We start from the raw sequence: 16,425 nt of genomic DNA, 5'->3' as shown, positions 1-16,425 counted from the left end.
AGACCCTCAGGCGTGGGCCGGCACGCGCTCCAGACTGGGCCGGCCGCGGAACAGGGCGAGCGTCGCGACGATGCCGCAGGCGGCTGCCGCCATCAGCCAGTAGCTCGGCGCCGCCCGGTCGCCGGTCTTCTCGATCAGGAAGGTCGAGACCATGGGCGTCGCCGTGCCGAACAGCGCGGTGGCGAGGCTGTAGGCCAGCGAGAAGCCGCTGGCGCGGACATGGGCCGGCACGACCTCCGAGAGCGAGACCACCATCGCGCCGTTGTAGACTCCGAAGAAGAACGAGAACCACAGCTCGACAGCGAGCATCTTGCCGAAGGTCGGGTCGGCCACGAGCCAGTGCAGCGCAGGGTAGGTGGTCAGCAGCGACAGGGTCGAGATCGTCAGCAGCACCGGCTTGCGGCCGATGGCGTCCGACAGCGCTCCGCCCACGGGCAGCCAGACGAAGTTGGTGATCGCCACGAACAGCGTCACGATCAGGCTGTCGGTCTCGGTGAGCTTGAGGACGTTCTTGCCGAAGGTCGGGGTGTAGACGGTGATCATGTAGAACGTCACCGTCGTCATCGTGGTCAACATCATGCCGAGCAGCACGATCCGCCAGTTGGCGGCCACCGTGGTCAGGATCTCGCGGGTGGTCGGGTGGCGGGTCCGCTTGGCGAATTCCTGCGTCTCCTGGAGCGACCGCCTGATGAAGAAGATGAACGGCACGATCAGGCAGCCGATGAAGAACGGGATGCGCCAGCCGAAATCGCCGAGTTGCTGCTTGGTCAGGAAGGCGTTCAGCCCGTAGCCGATGAGGGCGGCGAACATGATCGCCACCTGCTGGCTCGCCGACTGGAACGACGTGTAGAAGCCGCGCCGCCCCGGCGTGGCGATCTCGAACAGGTAGATCGAGACGCCGCCGATCTCGACGCCCGCCGAGAACCCCTGCAGCAGGCGTCCGGCGAGCACGATCAGCGGGGCCGCGACGCCGATCGTGTCGTAGCTCGGGCAGAAGGCGATGAGCACCGTGCCGCTCGCCATGATGGCGAGCGTGATGATCAGGCCCTTCCGGCGGCCGATCCGGTCGATATAGGCGCCCAGCACGATCGCCCCGAGCGGCCGCATCAGCGCCCCGAGCCAGAACGTGCCGAAGGTCAGGAGCAGCTCGGTGGTCTCGTTGCCCGAGGGGAAGAACGCCCGCGCGATGTAGGTGGCGTAGAACCCGAACAGGAAGAAGTCGAACATCTCCAGGAAGTTGCCGCTCGTCGAGCGGAGGATCGCGCCGATCCGCGACTTGAGCGTGGCCCCGACGGCCCCGGGATCACCGGCCATGACGACGTCCTTTCCGGGTGCCCGTCAGGCACCGATCCACTTCATGGCGACGATCGTGCCGGTCACCGTCAGCGCGCCGCCGATGCGGGTGGCGATCTGCGCGAAGGGCATCAGGGCCATGCGGTTCGCCGCCGTGAGGATCGCCACGTCGCCGGTGCCGCCCTGGCCGCTGTGGCAGGCGTTCACGATGGCGGTCTCGATCGGATACATGCCGAGCCAGCGGCCGACGAAGAAGCCGACCGTCATCAGGGTCACGACGGTCGACACGATCGTGATCAGGTTCACCAGAGTGAAGGCCGCCATCAGCTCGTGCCAGGGCGTCAGCGCGACGCCGATGGCGAAGAGCAGCGGGTAGGTCATCGAGACCTGGACGAACTTGTAGACCACGAAGCCGCCGGCCTGGAGATGGGGCGACACCGCGCTGGCGAGCTTCGCCAGGACCGCGAGGAACAGCATCGCCACCGGCGCCGGCAGGCCGACGAGGTGGTGGGCCATGACGCCGAGCAGGTATAGCGTGATCGCCGTGAGCCCGGCCGCACCGATCGTGGCGGGGTCGATCTGGCCCTTCGCCGCCTCGGCCTTGGCCTGGGCGTCGCTCGACTTGATGCCGTCCGAGTCGGGCTGGAGCCGCCCCTCGCCGGTGAGGTGCGGGTAGCGCTTGCCGACGGAGTTGAGCGTGCCCGACAGGATGATCGCGGTCAGGGAGCCCAGCATCACCGGCGGCAGCACCTGGGCGAAGACCACGCCCTGCTGCATCCCCAGGATCGCCGCGTAGCCGATGGAGAGCGGGATCGCCCCCTCGCCGACGCCGCCCGCCATGATCGGCACGACGATGAAGAAGAACGTCTTGTAGGGGCCGAGGCCGAGGAGCGTGCCGACCAGCGTCCCGACCAGGGCCGCCGCCACCGAGCCGAGGGCGAGCGGCGCGAAGATCTTGAGGAAGCCCTTGATCAGGACCTCGCGGTCCATCCCGAGAATGGAGCCGACGATGATCGTGGCGATGTAGATGTAGAGGAAGTTGGTGAACTTGGTGAAATCGGTGATCGCCTTGACCATCTGCGGCGGCACCAGGGCGTAGTAGACCAGCGCCGAGGGGATGAAGGTCGCGAAGATGGCCCCGGCACCGATGTTCTTCAGGATCGGGATCCGCTTGCCGATCTCCGCGCAGGTGAAGCCGCCCATCACCAGCACGGCGATCATGGTCGGCCCGTCGGGCTTGATCTCGCCCTCCTGGACCAGGACGGTGAGGAGGATCGCCAGCACGACGAAGATCGGGAGCGGTATGATGCCGATCTTGAAGTCGATCAGCCGCCACCAGACGTCCGGCCAGAACCGGGCCGCGCGCCCGTCCTCGGCCCGGCCCTCCGCCGGCGACGGGATCGGGCTCGGTGAAACGGTGCTGGTCATGGCGTCCCCCCGGATCTCTGACCGCTCGCGGGCCGCTTCGCCGCGCCCTCGCGACCGCGCGCCGGGCCGCGATCCATCGGGTCGCGCACGATCGGCGGCGATAAAGTGACATCCGGCGTATCAGCGCGGATGAAGGGCGGCAACGCGATCCAGGGAACAAAGGACGCGACCTGTCCCGTCGGCCGGGATTAAGATCCCGTCTCCGTCGTGATCACAGCTCAGAGAATTGGCCAAGCGGCCGACCGGGCCATGACGGCATCGGACGGGGACAGGCGACGGGACCGAGGCCCCGCCGCCGGGATCGTCGATCAGAAGTCGCGCTGGACGCGGAAGCGGACCTGCGAGACCGAGTCCTGCGTCACGGTGCGCGGGACGAACGTGCCGCTGTTGATGCCGGCGACGTTGGCGTAGGCGGTGGGACTCTTGTCGGAGTCGATCGCGCGACCGTGCTTCACGCCGATCTGGGTGTAGAAGGCCTCGACGCCGATATCGAGGTCGCGCACGGGCGACCAGATGATGCTGCCGCCCGCGACGAACTGATAGGTGTCGCGCAGCGCTTGGCTCAACTGGTAGAAGCGGGTTCCGGGCGCGCCGACCGCGTTGGAGCCGAGATTGGCGGCGCCGTTGAAGCTCAGGACGTTGTAGAGCGCGCCCTGGGCGAGGCGCGCGTTGCGGGAGAAGTCCTGCTCTCCGTAGGCGCCGAAGACCGCCGAGCGCCATTCCGGCGTCCAGTAATGCAGGAACGACGCGACCGCCGAGAAGGATTGCGATGTCTGCAACTGGCCGGTGAAGGGGTTGACCGTCGCGTCCGAGAAGCTCTGGTAGATCTTCTGGCCCTGGAAGCCGTTGTTGAGCTGCGTGTAGCAGCCGGTGAAGGCGCAGTATCCCGTATACATCTGCGCGCCGTCGGCGTAGGCGCTCTGGAGATAGAGGGCGTCCCCCGGCGCGACGAAGGGGGCGTTGATCTTCAGGCCGCCCTGCACCGCCCAGCCCTCGACGCTCCTGGTGTGCGCGACGCTGACGTTGGCGCCCGCCGCGGGCGTCGCCGCGATGTTGCCGACGTTCAGTTCGTGAACCGCGGCGGAGAGCTGCGCCGAGCCCCAGCCCTGATCGACGCGCAGGACGCCGACGACATCGGGCAGCCGCTCGCGCTGGATGCTGTCGACGCCGCTGACCCCGATCGGTGCGCCTCTGAAGTAGCCGACGAAGACCGGGCTGACCGGCGACGCGGTGCCGGCCGGCGCGTAGATCGGGCTGCGCCGGAAGACCGGGTCCTCGACCGACAGCGTGGCCGACAGCCCGGCGCCGGCCGTCACCGTGTAGGCGAGGAGGTTGGTGGAGGAGACGTCCGAGCCCGCGGTCGCGCCGTAGATCTCGAAGTCGTGGGCGTAGAAGTCGAAGAACGACGAGGCGCGACCGGCGGTCAGGCCGGCGAACTGGATGAACGCCTTGTCGACGTTCATGAACTGCTGCGCATGCCCGGCCTGGTCGACGCCGGTGGCGTCGTAGGCCTGCCCGATGCGCGCCTGCGTCCCCGAGCGCGCGTAGCCGGTGCGGGATCCCGCATCGAGGCGGACGAAGGCGCGCAGGGTGCCGTAAGCGGTCTGCGTGCGGGCATCGAGGTTGATGCGCAGACGCGCCTGATAGCCCGCGCTGTCGCCGGCGTTGGTGCCGGCCTGCCGCGTCGACGCCGTCATGTACCCGCCCTCGTACCGGGCGCGGCCCGAGATGCGCAGGCAGGTGTCGGTGCCGGGGATGTAGAAGAAGCCGGCGCCGTACGCGCCGCAGACGCGGACGTACTCGACCGGGACGGCCTTCTTGACCGGCAGGTCGGCGGCGTGCGCGGCGCCCATTGTCGCGAACGCGGCGGCAGTCGCCAGCAGCGATAATCTCAGTAATGTCATCGATGTCTCCGGAATTTGAAGTTCAATTCTCGCAAACGGATGAGCGAGACCGGACACACCAAATATAATCCACGATTTATTCGCAGATCATCGGCATGTTCTCGCTCGCCACGGCGGTTTGGAGGCCCATTTGCCCGGCGACGATGTGCAGCGGCCCCACCGCGCGCAACAAAGATTCGGATTTATCTTCAATCCTGCAGATGAACGTTGCGAGTCCGCAACAAAATGTTATCTAATAATGCAAAATCGGAGATAATTACTCAGTATATCTGTATATTATCAGGTTAGATGCACGGATGAAATATTGCTAAAACCGGCTCGTTCGAACGACCAGCACCAATCGAGAGGCGATGGCCCGGAAGTCGACTCGGAGCCGTCGTGCGGGCCGTCTCTGACCGGACAGGCGTGGCGGATGCAGTCAGAACCGCCTGGGTGCCCCGCGAACGGCACGCGGTCGCCGGCGAGCGATTCGACGCGCGGGTCCTGCCCGTCCGACGCGTCGGCCGGAGGCTCGGCTCATTTGCGGGATGGCACGTGTCGCACGGCGCGGCGGCGTTTGCCCGGCTCAATGGACGCGGCGCGCGCCGGGAAAGCGGGTCCGAACGAACGATGGCGCGCACCGGCGGCGCCCTGCGCGCGGGGCGGCGCATCGCCGGACCCTATCATGGGTCGGCCGGAGCGGGCGGGATCGCGGCGCGGAACGCACTGGTCGCGTGGCCGACCGCGCGCTGGCGGCCGGAGGCGTTACGGATTCAGGGCGGCCCGGCACAACGAAAAAGGCCCGGCCGAAGCCGAGCCTTGAGGTTCCTGAAGCACGGGGACCGGCGCGGAGGCCGAGGCCCCGGCGCCGGTGGAGTGGCTTAGAAGTCGCGCTGGACGCGGAAGCGGAAGGTGGAGACGCTGTCCGCCGTCGTGGTCCGCGGCACAAAGGTGCCGTTGTTGATGCCGGCGACGTTGGCGTAGGCGGTCGGGCTCTTGTCCTTGTCGATCACGCGACCATTCTTGACGCCGATCTGGGTGTAGAAGCCCTCGACGCCGATATCGAGGTCCTTGACCGGCGACCAGATGATGCTGCCACCCGCCACGAACTGGTAGGTGTCGCGCAGCGCCTCACTCAGGTTGTAGAACCGTGTTCCCGGCGTACCGACGGCGTTGGCACCGAAGTTGATCAGGCCGAACGGATTGGCGACCGCGTAGGCGATGCCCTGAGCCGCACGAGCCGCCCCCGAGAAGTTCATTTCACCGTACGACCCGAAGAAGGCCGAGCGCCACTCCGGCGTCCAGTAGTGGAGGTACGAGGCCGTCGCGCTGAAGCTCGTCGACTGCTGCATCTGACCCGTGAACGGGTTGATCGTAGCGTCATTGAAGAACTGGCTGAACTTCTGACCCTGGATCGTGGCCGGGCTCTGCGCGTACGAGCCGCTGAACTGAGAGTAGCCGGTGTAGAGCTGAGCGCCGGAGCCGTAAGCGCCCTGCAGGTAGAGGGCGTCGCCCGGCGCGATGAACGGCGTGTTGATCTTCAGGCCGCCCTGCACCGCCCAGCCGTACGAGTTGCTGGTGTGCGGGATGCTGATGTTCGAGCCGGAGCCCACACCGGCGCCATTCGCCACGTTGCCGACGTTCAGCTCGTGGACCGCGGCCGACAGCTGAGCCGAGCCCCAGGCCTGATCGAGGCGCAGGGCGCCGACGAAGTCGGGCATGCGCGTGCGCTGGATCACGTCGACGAAGCTGTACCGGGTCGGCTGACCGTTAGTGTAGCCAATGAAGACCTCGGCCGGCGAGTTCGACTGAGCGAAGTTGGCAATGTTCGAGTTATTGACGATACCAGCGCCAGTCGTATTCGAAGGCGAGAAGATCGGGCTGCGGCGGAAGACCGGGTCTTCGGCCGAGATCGTGGCGGACAGGCCGTTGCCGAGCGTGGCCGTGTAGGCGAGCAGGTTGGTCGAGGCGAGATCCGAGCCGGCAGTGGCGCCGGCGAACTCGAAGTCGTGGGCGTAGAAGTCGAAGAACGACGAGGCGCGACCGGCGGTCATGCCGGCGAACTGGATGAAGGCCTTGTCGACGTTCACGAACTGNGAACTCGAAGTCGTGGGCGTAGAAGTCGAAGAACGACGAGGCGCGACCGGCGGTCATGCCGGCGAACTGGATGAAGGCCTTGTCGACGTTCACGAACTGAGAGTCACGGCCGAATGCGTCGATGCCGAGGCCCGGGAAGGCCTGGCCGATGCGCTGCTGGGTGCCGGACTGGCCGACGCCGGAATAGCCGGTGCGGGCGCCGGCATCGAGGCGGACGAAGGCGCGCAGGGTGCCGTAGGCGGTCTGGGTGCGGGCATCGAGGTTGATGCGCATCCGGCCCTGGTAGCCCGACGTATCACCGACGTTGGTGCCGCGAACTCGAAGTCGTGGGCGTAGAAGTCGAAGAACGACGAGGCGCGACCGGCGGTCATGCCGGCGAACTGGATGAAGGCCTTGTCGACGTTCACGAACTGCGAGGCGCGACCGAACTGGTCGATGCCGAGAGCCGGGAAGGCCTGGCCGATGCGCTGCTGGGTGCCCGACTGGCCGACGCCGGAATAGCCAGTGCGGGATCCGGCATCGAGGCGCACGAAGGCGCGCAGGGTGCCGTAGGCGGTCTGGGTGCGGGCATCGAGGTTGATGCGCATCCGGCCCTGGTAGCCCGACGTATCACCGACGTTGGTGCCGTTCTGCCGCGAGTAGCTGGTCATGTAGCCGCCCTCGAACCGGGCGCGGCCGGAGAGACGCAGGCAGGTGTCGNCCCGACGTATCACCGACGTTGGTGCCGTTCTGCCGCGAGTAGCTGGTCATGTAGCCGCCCTCGAACCGGGCGCGGCCGGAGAGACGCAGGCAGGTGTCGGTGCCGGGAATGTAGAAGAAGCCGGCGCCGTACGCGCCGCAGACGCGGACGTACTCGATCGGGACCGCCTTCTTGACCGGGAGGTCGGCGGCGTGGGCTGCGCCTACCGCCGCGAACGCAGCAGCAGACCCGAGCAATGAGCTCTTCAAGAGCTTCATAGACATCTCCAAAGCTTCGAGACCCAATGATGCGGACCTGCCCGGTTATCCGGGTCTAGCCGCACGTTCTGTAGGTTTGGCCTGCGTCTTAGGTGGCAGGCTCCTGCGGGCTCTCGCTTGGCGATGCCCCCGTGCACGATCACCATGTGCGAACGGGTTTCCGCGAGCAACGAGGATTCGCGGCTGCCTTGGCAGTTCCAGCGCGATGTTGCGGCCTGGCAACATTCTCGGGGCGCTTTAGTCGGCAACGGTCCGCCGAATGTGCACGAATGCTGTCCTGAGCGGCTGAGCTGCCGCGCCGACGGGCAGCCTTTCGCCCGGCCCCGACCCGGGACCGGGCGGCTCACGCCGTCCCAGCCGATTCGCCGGCGCCGGACGGGCGCCTTACATGGGCGGCGTCAGCCCGTCCTTTCCGACGGCGACGCGCCGCGCCGTGATGCGGCCGTCGTCCCCGCGCGCGGCGATCACGAAGACCTTGGCGCCGGGCGCTACGGCCGCGGCGCTGGCGGGCTCGAAGCTGACGACCGGCGCCTGTGGCGGCACCAGGATCTGCAGCGACTGGCCCTGACCGTAATCGACCGTGAGGGTCCGCTCCGCCCCGCCGCGGCTCGCCTTGACGGTCCCGTTGGTCATCGCGCTCTTCACGCGGGGCGCGTCGGGAGCGGTCGAGCGCACGTCCGCCTTCACGGTTCCGTTGGTCATGGCGCTCCGCACCGGCGCCCCGCCCGCCGTGTGGTCGGGGATCATGTCCCAGTCGTAGTGTCCCTCGCCGGTGCCGCGCATCGCCTCGGGGAACAGCACCACCTCCAGGGCCACCGGCGGCTCGCCCTTCGTGGCCGTGCCGATGAAGACCCCGTCCCTGATCGCGTCGAGACTCGACGGGACCACCCAGGAAACCTTGGCGTCGGGGGCGAGCGCCACGGTCTCCGACGCGCCGTCCCGTGTCTTCAGCGTGAAGCCGCCGCCCGCGACCGCCTCGACTGTCCCGCGCAGGCGCTCGACCTTCGGCGCCGCCTGCGCACCGGTGGTGACGGCCAGCAGCCCCATCAGGGCGAGCGTCGTGAGTTTTGCCATGGGGGTTCTCTTCCTGGTGCCGGGATTGTCGCGACCGGCTGGACGTGGGGCGGGATGATGGGATGTCAGCCCACGAGGGCCTGTGACATCGCATCCGGGTTCGCGCCCGTGCCCGGCCCGGTTACGCGTCCCCGGCCTGTCCCAGACAGATCAGGAACGGCGCGGCCGCCGCCTCCGCGGCCGCCTCGACGGCCCGGTAGCGCCGCACCACGTCGGCGCCGAAGGCCGAGAGGCGCGCGCCCCCGCCGGCCCGGCCACCGGTCTGCGCCTCGACCACGGGGCGGCCGAAGCCGGTGTTCATCGCCTCGACCAGCAGCCAGGCCCGGCGGTACGACATGCCCAGCGCGCGGCCGGCGCCCGCGATGGAACCGTGCTCGGCGATCATCTCCAGGAGCCGCACCTTGCCGGGGCCGAGGCGGTGCCGCGGCCCGAGATCGATGCGGATGCTCAGCCGGGGCGCCGCGCCCGCGGCCCGGGCGGGGCTCCGGAGCGGGTCGGGTACGGCGCTCAGGCGGGGAGCGCCAGCAGCGCGAGACCGGCCGCGGCGAGGCCGGCACCGAGGGCCGGGGCGGCCCGCGTCGCTCCGATCCGCGACGCCGCGGCGCCGAGTCCGATCCCCGCGGCGTGCAGGAGCGCGGTGGCCGCGAGGAACCCGAGGCCGAAGGACAGGCCGGAGGCGGTCTCGGGCATCTCGGCGCCGTGGGCGTAGCCGTGGAACACCGCGAAGACCCCGACCAGCGCAGCCAGCAGGGCCACCGGCGCGCGCAGGCCGACGATGGCGGCGAGGCCGAACACGACGATGGACAGCGCGATCCCGAGCTCGACATGCGGCAGCACCGCGCCGGCCATGCCCAGCCCCGCCCCCACGCTCATCAACGCCAGGAACGACAGGGGCAGCGCCCAGAGCGCCCGTCCGCCGCGCAGGCTGGCGAGGAGGCCGACCGCGACCATCGCGAGAACATGGTCGGCGCCCATGAGCGGATGGAGGAACCCCGCCTCCGCGCCCGTCGCGGTGCCGTGCCCCGGATGGGCGAAGGCCGCCTGGGGCAGCAGGACGAGTGCGGCCGGCAGGAGCGCCAGGGATGTGGCGGAACGGGCGGAGAGCGGTCGCTTCATCGGTGATCCTTCGCTGGACCCGCGAAGTTGTAGCGCCCTTCCGCCGCCTCTGCGAGGGGCGGGTGGCCGATGATCGCCGCACCGCGGCGGCGCCGGGATCCGCGGGCGGCCCTCAGAGCGACATCGCCTCGTGGACCGCGGACGGCGCGAACGGCTCCGAGAAGGCGGCCCCGACACCGTGGGTGAAGTGGCGCATCACGGTGGCGGTCTTTCGCCCGACGCGGATCATCGCCCCGATCTCCAGCGCGTGATCGACGAGCAGGGCGACGCCGGAGGCCGAAACGTTGAGGACGTGTCCCTGGAGGGCCTCGCCCGATGAAGTGGTGATCTGGACGATCTTCTGCTTCGGCACGATCCGACGGTGCGCGCGGATCGGTTCGGGTTGCAGGTCCTGGGCCTTTGCCAGCGTCACGAACTGACGGGCGACGTCAGTGAGAGTCGCGCGCCCACCGCGGACACAGACAACGAACTCCTGACCGGCCACGCGGGCGATGCGGGCCTCGAGCGTGCCGATATGGCGGATGCTGCAGGTGAGATGCTCACCCGGCACCAGGAGCGACGAGGAGCGGAACCGGATGCCCTCGGTCGAGACGTCGGCGGTCACGGCGTAAAAATCGCGACGCCGCTGGTTCCAGCACAACGCGGGCAACATGACGATGTGCCGCCGGACCATCACACCCGCATCATCATAAAGAATACATCGGCGACCTTCTGGGGCCGAAGTTTCTTCTGGCCTGTTCAAGCAATACGTAAAATTGGACTTATCCCGATCTAAGTCGCACCGCAGAACCGGCGCTCACGGAACTGGTCGAAGGCCGATCTCGACCTTGGCGCGGTCGCGCCGTCATCGAACGCCGCCGGCCGGCTCGAAACGGCGGCCTCAGAGGCTCGCGGCGCGGATTGAATAAAAGATGCACCCTGATTGTATGGCATGGATGCTGCCTGGGATTGTGCATGCCAAACGGCCGCGCAACACTGCCGGCCGCCTCCGGAACGGACCGGCCGGTCCGCTCCGCTTCTCCCGCCTCCACCCGGATCGGTCTCATGTTGCGTTACGCCGCCTGTCTCCTCGCCGGGCTCGCCCTCACCGGGCCCGCCGCCGCGCAGACCCTGCGCTACGGCATGATGGAGGATCCGGACGCCCTCGACCCGACGCTCGCCCGGACCTTCGCGAGCCGGATGGTGTTCGCCGCGCTCTGCGACAAGCTCGTGGATATCGGCCCGGACCTGAAACCGGTGCCGCAGCTCGCCACCTCCTGGGAGCTGTCGCCCGACGAGAAGGCGCTGACCATGCACCTGCGTCCGGGTGTGCTGTTCCACGACGGCGAGAAGCTCGACGCCGCCGCCGCCAAGTTCTCGATCGAGCGGCACATGAAGATGCCGGGCTCGCAGCGCCGCTCGGAGATCGCGCCGATCGACTCCGTGGACGTGGTCGACGACCTGACCTTCCGCATCAACCTGAAGCAGCCGTTCGCGCCGCTGCTGGCGCAGTTCACCGACCGGGCCGGCATGATGGTCTCGCCCAAGGCCGCCGAGCGGCTCGGCGACAAGTTCGCCTCCGCGCCGGTCTGCGCCGGTCCGTACAAGTTCGTCGAGCGGGTGCCGCAGGACCGGATTGTGGTCGAGCGCTTCCCCGACTACTGGAACAAGGCCGCGATCCACATTCAGCGAATCGAGTTCCGGCCGATCCCCGACGCCACCGTGCGGCTCACCAACCTCCGCGCGGGTCAGCTCGACCTCTTGGAGCGCCTCGCCCCCACCGACGTGGCGCAGGTGAAGCGTGACGCCAAGCTGAAGCTCGACTCAACCTACGAGCTCGGCTTCCAAGAGATCTTGTTCAACCCCCACAAGGCCGGTTCGCCGGTCTCCGACCCGAAGGTGCGCGCCGCGTTCGAGGCGGCCATCGACCGCAACGCCATCAATCAGGTGGTCTACAACGGCGAGTTCCTGGCCGGGAACCAGTGGGTCAACCCGAAGAACCCGAACTACGTCGCCGAGTACCCGATCCCGAAGCGGGACGTCGCCAAGGCCAAGGCGCTGCTGGCCGAAGCCGGGAAGCCGAACCCGCAGATCACGCTGACCGTCTACGCCAACAGCGAGTCGCCGCAGGTCGGCCAAGTGATCCAGGCGATGACCAAGGAGGCCGGCTTCGACGTGAAGATCCAGGCGGTGGACTTCACGACCGCGCTCGATGCCGCCGACAAGGGCAACTACGAGGTGCAGCTCTATTCCTGGAGCGGCCGCTCGGACCCGGACGGCAACACGTTCAGCTTCCTGGCCTGCAAGGCGGCGCTGAACTATCCCAAGTACTGCAGCCCGGAAGCCGACGCGGCCCTCCAGGCGGAGCGCGGGACGGTGGATCCGGCCAAGCGCAAGGCCGCCTGGAAGGCCCTGGCCGATCAGGTCCTGAAGGACCGGCCGGGCATCTACATCCTACACCGCAAGCTGCTCTGGGCCTACAGCCAGAAGATCACGGGCTTCGTGCCCTACCCGGACGGGCTCGTGCGCTTCACCGGGCTGAAGCTGAACTGATGCTGCGGTTTCTCGCACGGCGCCTTGCCCTGGCGGTCCCGACCCTGATCCTAGCCTCGATGATCATCTTCGCCCTGCAGCAATTGCTGCCGGGCGACGTCGCCACGGCGCTCACCGGCGAGGAGCGTGATCCGCAGGTGATCGCGTTCATCCGGGAAAAATACCACCTCGATGAGCCCCTGCCGGTGCGCTACGCCTACTGGGCCGGCGGCGTGCTGCGGGGGGATCTCGGCGAGTCGATCCGGCTGCAGAAGCCGGTCTCCGAGCTGATCGTCGAGAAGCTGCCGGTGACGCTCGAACTCGCCTGCCTCGCCATGCTGGTGGCGCTGGCCATCGGCGTGCCGATGGGCGTGCTCTCGGCGGTCAAGCGCGGGCAGGCCGCCGACACGATCGCCAACGGCGTGGCCCTCTGGGGCCTGTCGGTGCCGAATTTCTGGCTCGGGATCCTGCTGATCCTGCTGTTCTCGGTGGAGCTCGGCTGGTTACCGGCCTCGGGCTACATCTCGCCCTTCGAGAGCCTGTCGGAGAACCTCGCCGCCATGGCGATGCCGGCCTTCGTGCTCGGCAACGCCATCGCGGCGGTGATGATGCGCCACACCCGCGCGGCGATGCTCGGCGTGCTCGGCTCCGACTACGTCCGCACCGCGCGCGCCAAGGGCGTCTCGCCGCTGCGGGTCACCCTGCGGCACGCCCTGCCCAACGCCGCGATCCCGATCATCACCCTGGGGGCGCTGGAATTCGGCCAGCTCCTCTCCGGAGCGGTGCTCACCGAGCAGGTCTTCTCCGTGCCGGGCTTCGGCAAGCTGATGGTCGATGCGGTGTTCAACCGGGACTTCGCCACCGTGCAGGGCGTCGTGATCTGCACGGCCGCCACCTACATCGCCCTGAACCTCGCCGCCGACCTGCTCGCGGCGGCCGTGAACCCGAAGCTGAGGCGGGCATGAGCACCGGCAGCGAGATCGCCCGCGCCGAGGCGGTCGGCCTGGAGGCCGCCCCGTCCGGCGCCCCCGCCAACGGGCTCATCCAGGAGCCCGGCACCCTCGCGGCCTTCTGGCGACGCCTGCGCGCGCGCCGGAGCGCGGTCGTGGGCCTCGTCATCGTCGGCCTGCTGGTGCTGATGGCGGTGTTCGCGCCCTGGATCGCTCCCTACGACCCGACAGCCACCGACTGGGGCAACGTCCGCGGGCCCCCGAGCCTCGCGCACCCGTTCGGCGGCGACGAGGTCGGGCGCGACGTGCTCTCGCGGATCATCTTCGGCACCCGGGCCTCGCTCGGCGCCGGCCTCGTCTCGGTGGCGCTGGCGGTGTCCCTCGGCCTGCCCCTGGGATTGCTCGCCGGCTACGCGGGTGGCTGGATCGACGGCGCGATCTCCCGGCTCACCGACGCGCTGCTGGCGATCCCGTTCCTGATCCTGGCGATCGCGCTCGCCGCCTTCCTGGGCCCGAGCCTCGTCAACGCGATGATCGCGATCGGCCTCTCGGCGACCTCGACCTTCATCCGGCTGACCCGGGCGCAGGTCCGCGCCGTGGCGGCGGAGGAGTTCGTCGAGGCCGCGCGCGCCATGGGCAACCCGCCCTGGCGGATCGCCCGGGTCCACATCCTGCCCAACATCGTCCCGGCGATCCTCGTGCAGGCGACGCTGACCATCGCGGCGGCGATCATCGCGGAGGCGAGCCTCTCGTTCCTCGGCCTCGGTCAGCAGCCGCCCGAGCCGTCCTGGGGGGCGATGCTCAACACCGCCAAGAACTTCATGGACGAGGCGCCCTGGATGGCGATCTGGCCTGGCCTGTCGATCTTCCTCGCGGTGCTCGCCTTCAACCTGTTCGGCGACGGCCTGCGGGACGCCCTCGATCCGAGGCAGCGCACATGACGGCCGCGATGACGAAGCCCCTCCTCGACGTCCGCGACCTCGCGGTCGCCTTCGACACCGACGGCGGCGCGGTCCACGCGGTCAACGGCGTGTCCTACACACTGCACGAGGGCGAGACGCTGGGGATCGTCGGCGAGTCCGGCTCCGGCAAGAGCGTGCACGTGCTGGCCATGCTGGGTCTGATCCCGCGCCCGCCCGGCCGCATCACCGGCGGGCAGGTGCTGTTCGAGGGGCGCGACCTCCTCGCCCTGAAGGAGCGGGACCTGCGCAAGATCCGCGGCGGCGCGATCGGCTTCGTGTTCCAGGACCCGATGAGCTCGCTCAACCCCGGCATGACCGTGGCGGCGCAGATCGTCGAGCCGCTGCGCATCCATCTCGGCCTCGACGCCCGCGCGGCCCGCGCCCGGGCCCGGGAGCTGCTCGACCTCGTGCGCATTCCGAACGCGGCCGCGCGCCTCGACCAGTACCCGCACGAGTTCTCCGGCGGCCAGCGCCAGCGCGTGATGATCGCGATCGGCCTGAGCTGCCGGCCGAAGCTTCTGATCGCCGACGAGGCGACCACGGCGCTCGACGTCACCGTCCAGGCCGAGATCGTCGCCCTGGTGCAGGAGCTGAAGCGTGAGCTCGGCATGGCGATCATCTGGATCACCCATGATCTCGGTGTGGTGGCGGGCATCAGCGACACCGTGCAGGTGATGTATGCCGGCCGGATCCTGGAGCGCGGCCCGGTCGACGACATCTTCGCCGATCCCCGCAACGCCTACACGCTCGGCCTGCTGCGGTCCCTGCCGAATCTCTCCGGCGGCCGCGCCGGGCGGCGGCGCCTCCACCAGATCGAGGGCGCGCCGCCGGACATGCGCCATCTCCCGCCGGGCGACCCGTTCGCGCCGCGCAACGCCTACGCGACGCCGCGCTGCCGGGCCGAGATGCCGCCCCTGGCGCAGGCGCCCGGCGCCGCTCCGGGCCACCTCGTCGCCGCCTGGTACGACTTGCCGAAGCTCCTGGGAGAGGAGGCCGCGCGATGAACGCGTCGCAGCAGCCGGTCGTCTCGGTGCGCGACCTGTCCAAGCATTATCCCCTCCGCTCCTGGTGGGGCGGCAAGAGCGCGGTTTTCCGCGCCGTCGAGGGCGTGAGCTTCGACATCCGCCCCGGCGAGACCCTGGGCCTCGTGGGCGAGTCCGGCTCCGGCAAATCCACCATCGGCCGGGCCGTGACCATGCTCAACCCGCCGACCTCGGGCACGATCGCCTTCGAGGGCACCGACCTCGCCAAGCTCTCGGCGGGCGCCATGCGCAAGATGCGCGCGCGGATCCAGACCGTGTTCCAGGATCCCTACGCGGCCCTCAACCCGCGGATGAGCGCCGGCGAGTACGTCGCGGAGGCATTCAAGCTGCATCGGCGGGACATGCGCGGCCCGGAGCGGCGGGAGGCGGTGGCGGCCCTGTTCCAGCGGGTCGGGCTCGATCCGCGGTTCATGGGGCGCTACCCGCACCAGTTCTCGGGCGGCCAGCGCCAGCGCATCTGCATCGCCCGGGCGATCGCCCTGAAGCCCAGCTTCATCGTCGCCGACGAGCCGATCGCGGCGCTCGACGTCTCGATCCAGGCGCAGGTGGTGAACCTGCTGCAGGACCTGCAGGACGAGATGGGCCTGTCCTACCTGTTCATCTCGCACGACCTGCGCATGGTGCGCTACCTCTGCCACCGGGTCGCGGTGCTCTGGCGCGGGCGGATCGTCGAGGTCGCCGAGGCCGACGCGCTCTACGAGGATCCGCGCCACCCCTACACGCGCCGCCTGCTCGCCGCGGTGCCGGTGCCGCACCCGGCCGAGGAGCGCGCCCGCCTCGCCGCGCGGGACCTCGCCGGCCACGACCAGCCGCCCGACGGGCCGCTCACCGAGGTGGCGCCAGGGCACTGGGTGGCGCTGCCGAGAGGGCAGCACGCGTGATCGTCCAGGCGATCCTCGATCGGAACAACCGGTCAGCCCGGCCTCCGCCGTCATCAGGAGCGCAGCGAAGTGACCCAGGGCAGCGCGAGGTTGCTCAGCGTTGCGGCGACTGGATTGCTTCGCTGCGCTCGCAGAGACGAGGCGACGAAGCCATCCGTCATGGACGAGGCCGCGCCGTCATCTCCGTCACCGCCTCATCCCGAGGTGGCGATATGCATCAAGCGGTGATT

At 69.1% G+C, this 16,425-nt stretch carries 14 protein-coding genes and 2 pseudogenes; 5 read left to right on the top strand and 11 right to left on the bottom strand.

All coding sequences use genetic code 11. The features are described 5' to 3' along the window. Positions 1 to 6: 6 nt before the first annotated feature. The 11 genes and pseudogenes from ASG32_RS24070 to ASG32_RS24030 all read right to left on the bottom strand — a co-directional run bounded on the left by ASG32_RS24070 (position 7) and on the right by ASG32_RS24030 (position 10,452). Positions 7 to 1,314: an MFS transporter gene (locus ASG32_RS24070; protein ID WP_056531485.1), complete on the bottom strand. Its 1,308-nt coding sequence runs from the start codon at positions 1,312 to 1,314 to the stop codon at positions 7 to 9. Between the two features lie 24 nt (positions 1,315 to 1,338). Beyond that, entirely contained in the window at positions 1,339 to 2,721 is a 1,383-nt protein-coding gene (locus tag ASG32_RS24065; protein ID WP_056531483.1) for a 2-hydroxycarboxylate transporter family protein, read from the bottom strand. 308 nt (positions 2,722 to 3,029) lie between these two features. Further along, complete coding sequence (locus ASG32_RS24060; RefSeq protein WP_056531481.1) at positions 3,030 to 4,625, bottom strand: porin; 1,596 nt, start codon at positions 4,623 to 4,625, stop codon at positions 3,030 to 3,032. An 860-nt stretch (positions 4,626 to 5,485) separates the two neighbouring features. Continuing rightward, positions 5,486 to 6,700: pseudogene (locus tag ASG32_RS24055) on the bottom strand (porin); the annotation flags it as partial. A gap of 1 nt (position 6,701) precedes the next feature. Beyond that, a partial coding sequence (locus ASG32_RS34725) for a porin (RefSeq protein ID WP_206780038.1) occupies positions 6,702 to 6,974 on the bottom strand: 273 nt, incomplete at its 3' end. A 41-nt stretch (positions 6,975 to 7,015) separates the two neighbouring features. Continuing rightward, positions 7,016 to 7,400 (bottom strand): annotated as a pseudogene (locus ASG32_RS35360) (porin); the annotation flags it as partial. Between the two features lies 1 nt (position 7,401). Next, a partial coding sequence (locus ASG32_RS35355) for a porin (RefSeq protein ID WP_244492169.1) occupies positions 7,402 to 7,658 on the bottom strand: 257 nt, incomplete at its 3' end. Positions 7,659 to 8,042: 384 nt separating this feature from the next. Further along, the gene (locus ASG32_RS24045; protein ID WP_056531477.1) at positions 8,043 to 8,732 is read right to left on the bottom strand and encodes a hypothetical protein; all 690 of its coding nucleotides are present in this window, start codon (positions 8,730 to 8,732) and stop codon (positions 8,043 to 8,045) included. A gap of 121 nt (positions 8,733 to 8,853) precedes the next feature. Beyond that, positions 8,854 to 9,177, bottom strand: coding sequence for a LysR family transcriptional regulator (locus tag ASG32_RS24040; protein ID WP_199866160.1), 324 nt, complete (start codon positions 9,175 to 9,177; stop codon positions 8,854 to 8,856). Between the two features lie 62 nt (positions 9,178 to 9,239). After that, positions 9,240 to 9,848, bottom strand: a complete 609-nt coding sequence (locus ASG32_RS24035; RefSeq protein WP_056531475.1) for a HupE/UreJ family protein — start codon at positions 9,846 to 9,848, stop codon at positions 9,240 to 9,242. A 112-nt stretch (positions 9,849 to 9,960) separates the two neighbouring features. Next, on the bottom strand, positions 9,961 to 10,452 hold the full coding sequence (locus ASG32_RS24030) for a PilZ domain-containing protein (RefSeq protein ID WP_244492167.1): 492 nt from the start codon (positions 10,450 to 10,452) through the stop codon (positions 9,961 to 9,963). 440 nt (positions 10,453 to 10,892) lie between these two features. Between ASG32_RS24030 and ASG32_RS24025 the strand changes: the two genes are divergently transcribed. The 5 genes from ASG32_RS24025 to ASG32_RS24005 are packed head-to-tail and all read left to right on the top strand — an operon-like array spanning position 10,893 to position 16,195. Continuing rightward, a complete protein-coding gene (locus tag ASG32_RS24025; protein ID WP_056531473.1) occupies positions 10,893 to 12,380 on the top strand; it encodes an ABC transporter substrate-binding protein in 1,488 nt (495 codons plus the stop codon). Beyond that, positions 12,380 to 13,324, top strand: coding sequence for an ABC transporter permease (locus tag ASG32_RS24020; protein WP_056531470.1), 945 nt, complete (start codon positions 12,380 to 12,382; stop codon positions 13,322 to 13,324). Before ASG32_RS24025 ends, ASG32_RS24020 begins: the two co-directional genes overlap by 1 nt. Then, positions 13,321 to 14,250 (top strand): ABC transporter permease, encoded by a 930-nt coding sequence (locus tag ASG32_RS24015; RefSeq protein ID WP_056531468.1) that lies wholly within the window; start codon positions 13,321 to 13,323, stop codon positions 14,248 to 14,250. Before ASG32_RS24020 ends, ASG32_RS24015 begins: the two co-directional genes overlap by 4 nt. Before the next feature lie 8 nt (positions 14,251 to 14,258). Beyond that, entirely contained in the window at positions 14,259 to 15,275 is a 1,017-nt protein-coding gene (locus ASG32_RS24010; RefSeq protein ID WP_244492165.1) for an ABC transporter ATP-binding protein, read from the top strand. Continuing rightward, entirely contained in the window at positions 15,272 to 16,195 is a 924-nt protein-coding gene (locus ASG32_RS24005) for an ATP-binding cassette domain-containing protein (RefSeq protein WP_056531460.1), read from the top strand. The genes ASG32_RS24010 and ASG32_RS24005 overlap by 4 nt, the downstream gene beginning before the upstream one ends. Positions 16,196 to 16,425 lie beyond the last annotated feature (230 nt).

This window comes from Methylobacterium sp. Leaf361, assembly GCF_001424445.1.
Taxonomy (GTDB): Bacteria; Pseudomonadota; Alphaproteobacteria; order Rhizobiales; family Beijerinckiaceae; genus Methylobacterium.
This window is presented reverse-complemented; position numbering and strand designations above follow the sequence as displayed.

Bases quoted from the DNA above. Each gene is read 5' to 3' on its own strand.
- ASG32_RS24070 (WP_056531485.1), bottom strand. From the start codon at position 1,314: ATGGCCGGTGATCCCGGGGCCGTCGGGGCCACGCTCAAGTCGCGGATC.
- ASG32_RS24065 (WP_056531483.1), bottom strand. From the start codon at position 2,721: ATGACCAGCACCGTTTCACCGAGCCCGATCCCGTCGCCGGCGGAGGGC.
- ASG32_RS24060 (WP_056531481.1), bottom strand. From the start codon at position 4,625: ATGACATTACTGAGATTATCGCTGCTGGCGACTGCCGCCGCGTTCGCG.
- ASG32_RS24045 (WP_056531477.1), bottom strand. From the start codon at position 8,732: ATGGCAAAACTCACGACGCTCGCCCTGATGGGGCTGCTGGCCGTCACC.
- ASG32_RS24035 (WP_056531475.1), bottom strand. From the start codon at position 9,848: ATGAAGCGACCGCTCTCCGCCCGTTCCGCCACATCCCTGGCGCTCCTG.
- ASG32_RS24025 (WP_056531473.1), top strand. From the start codon at position 10,893: ATGTTGCGTTACGCCGCCTGTCTCCTCGCCGGGCTCGCCCTCACCGGG.
- ASG32_RS24020 (WP_056531470.1), top strand. From the start codon at position 12,380: ATGCTGCGGTTTCTCGCACGGCGCCTTGCCCTGGCGGTCCCGACCCTG.
- ASG32_RS24015 (WP_056531468.1), top strand. From the start codon at position 13,321: ATGAGCACCGGCAGCGAGATCGCCCGCGCCGAGGCGGTCGGCCTGGAG.
- ASG32_RS24010 (WP_244492165.1), top strand. From the start codon at position 14,259: ATGACGAAGCCCCTCCTCGACGTCCGCGACCTCGCGGTCGCCTTCGAC.
- ASG32_RS24005 (WP_056531460.1), top strand. From the start codon at position 15,272: ATGAACGCGTCGCAGCAGCCGGTCGTCTCGGTGCGCGACCTGTCCAAG.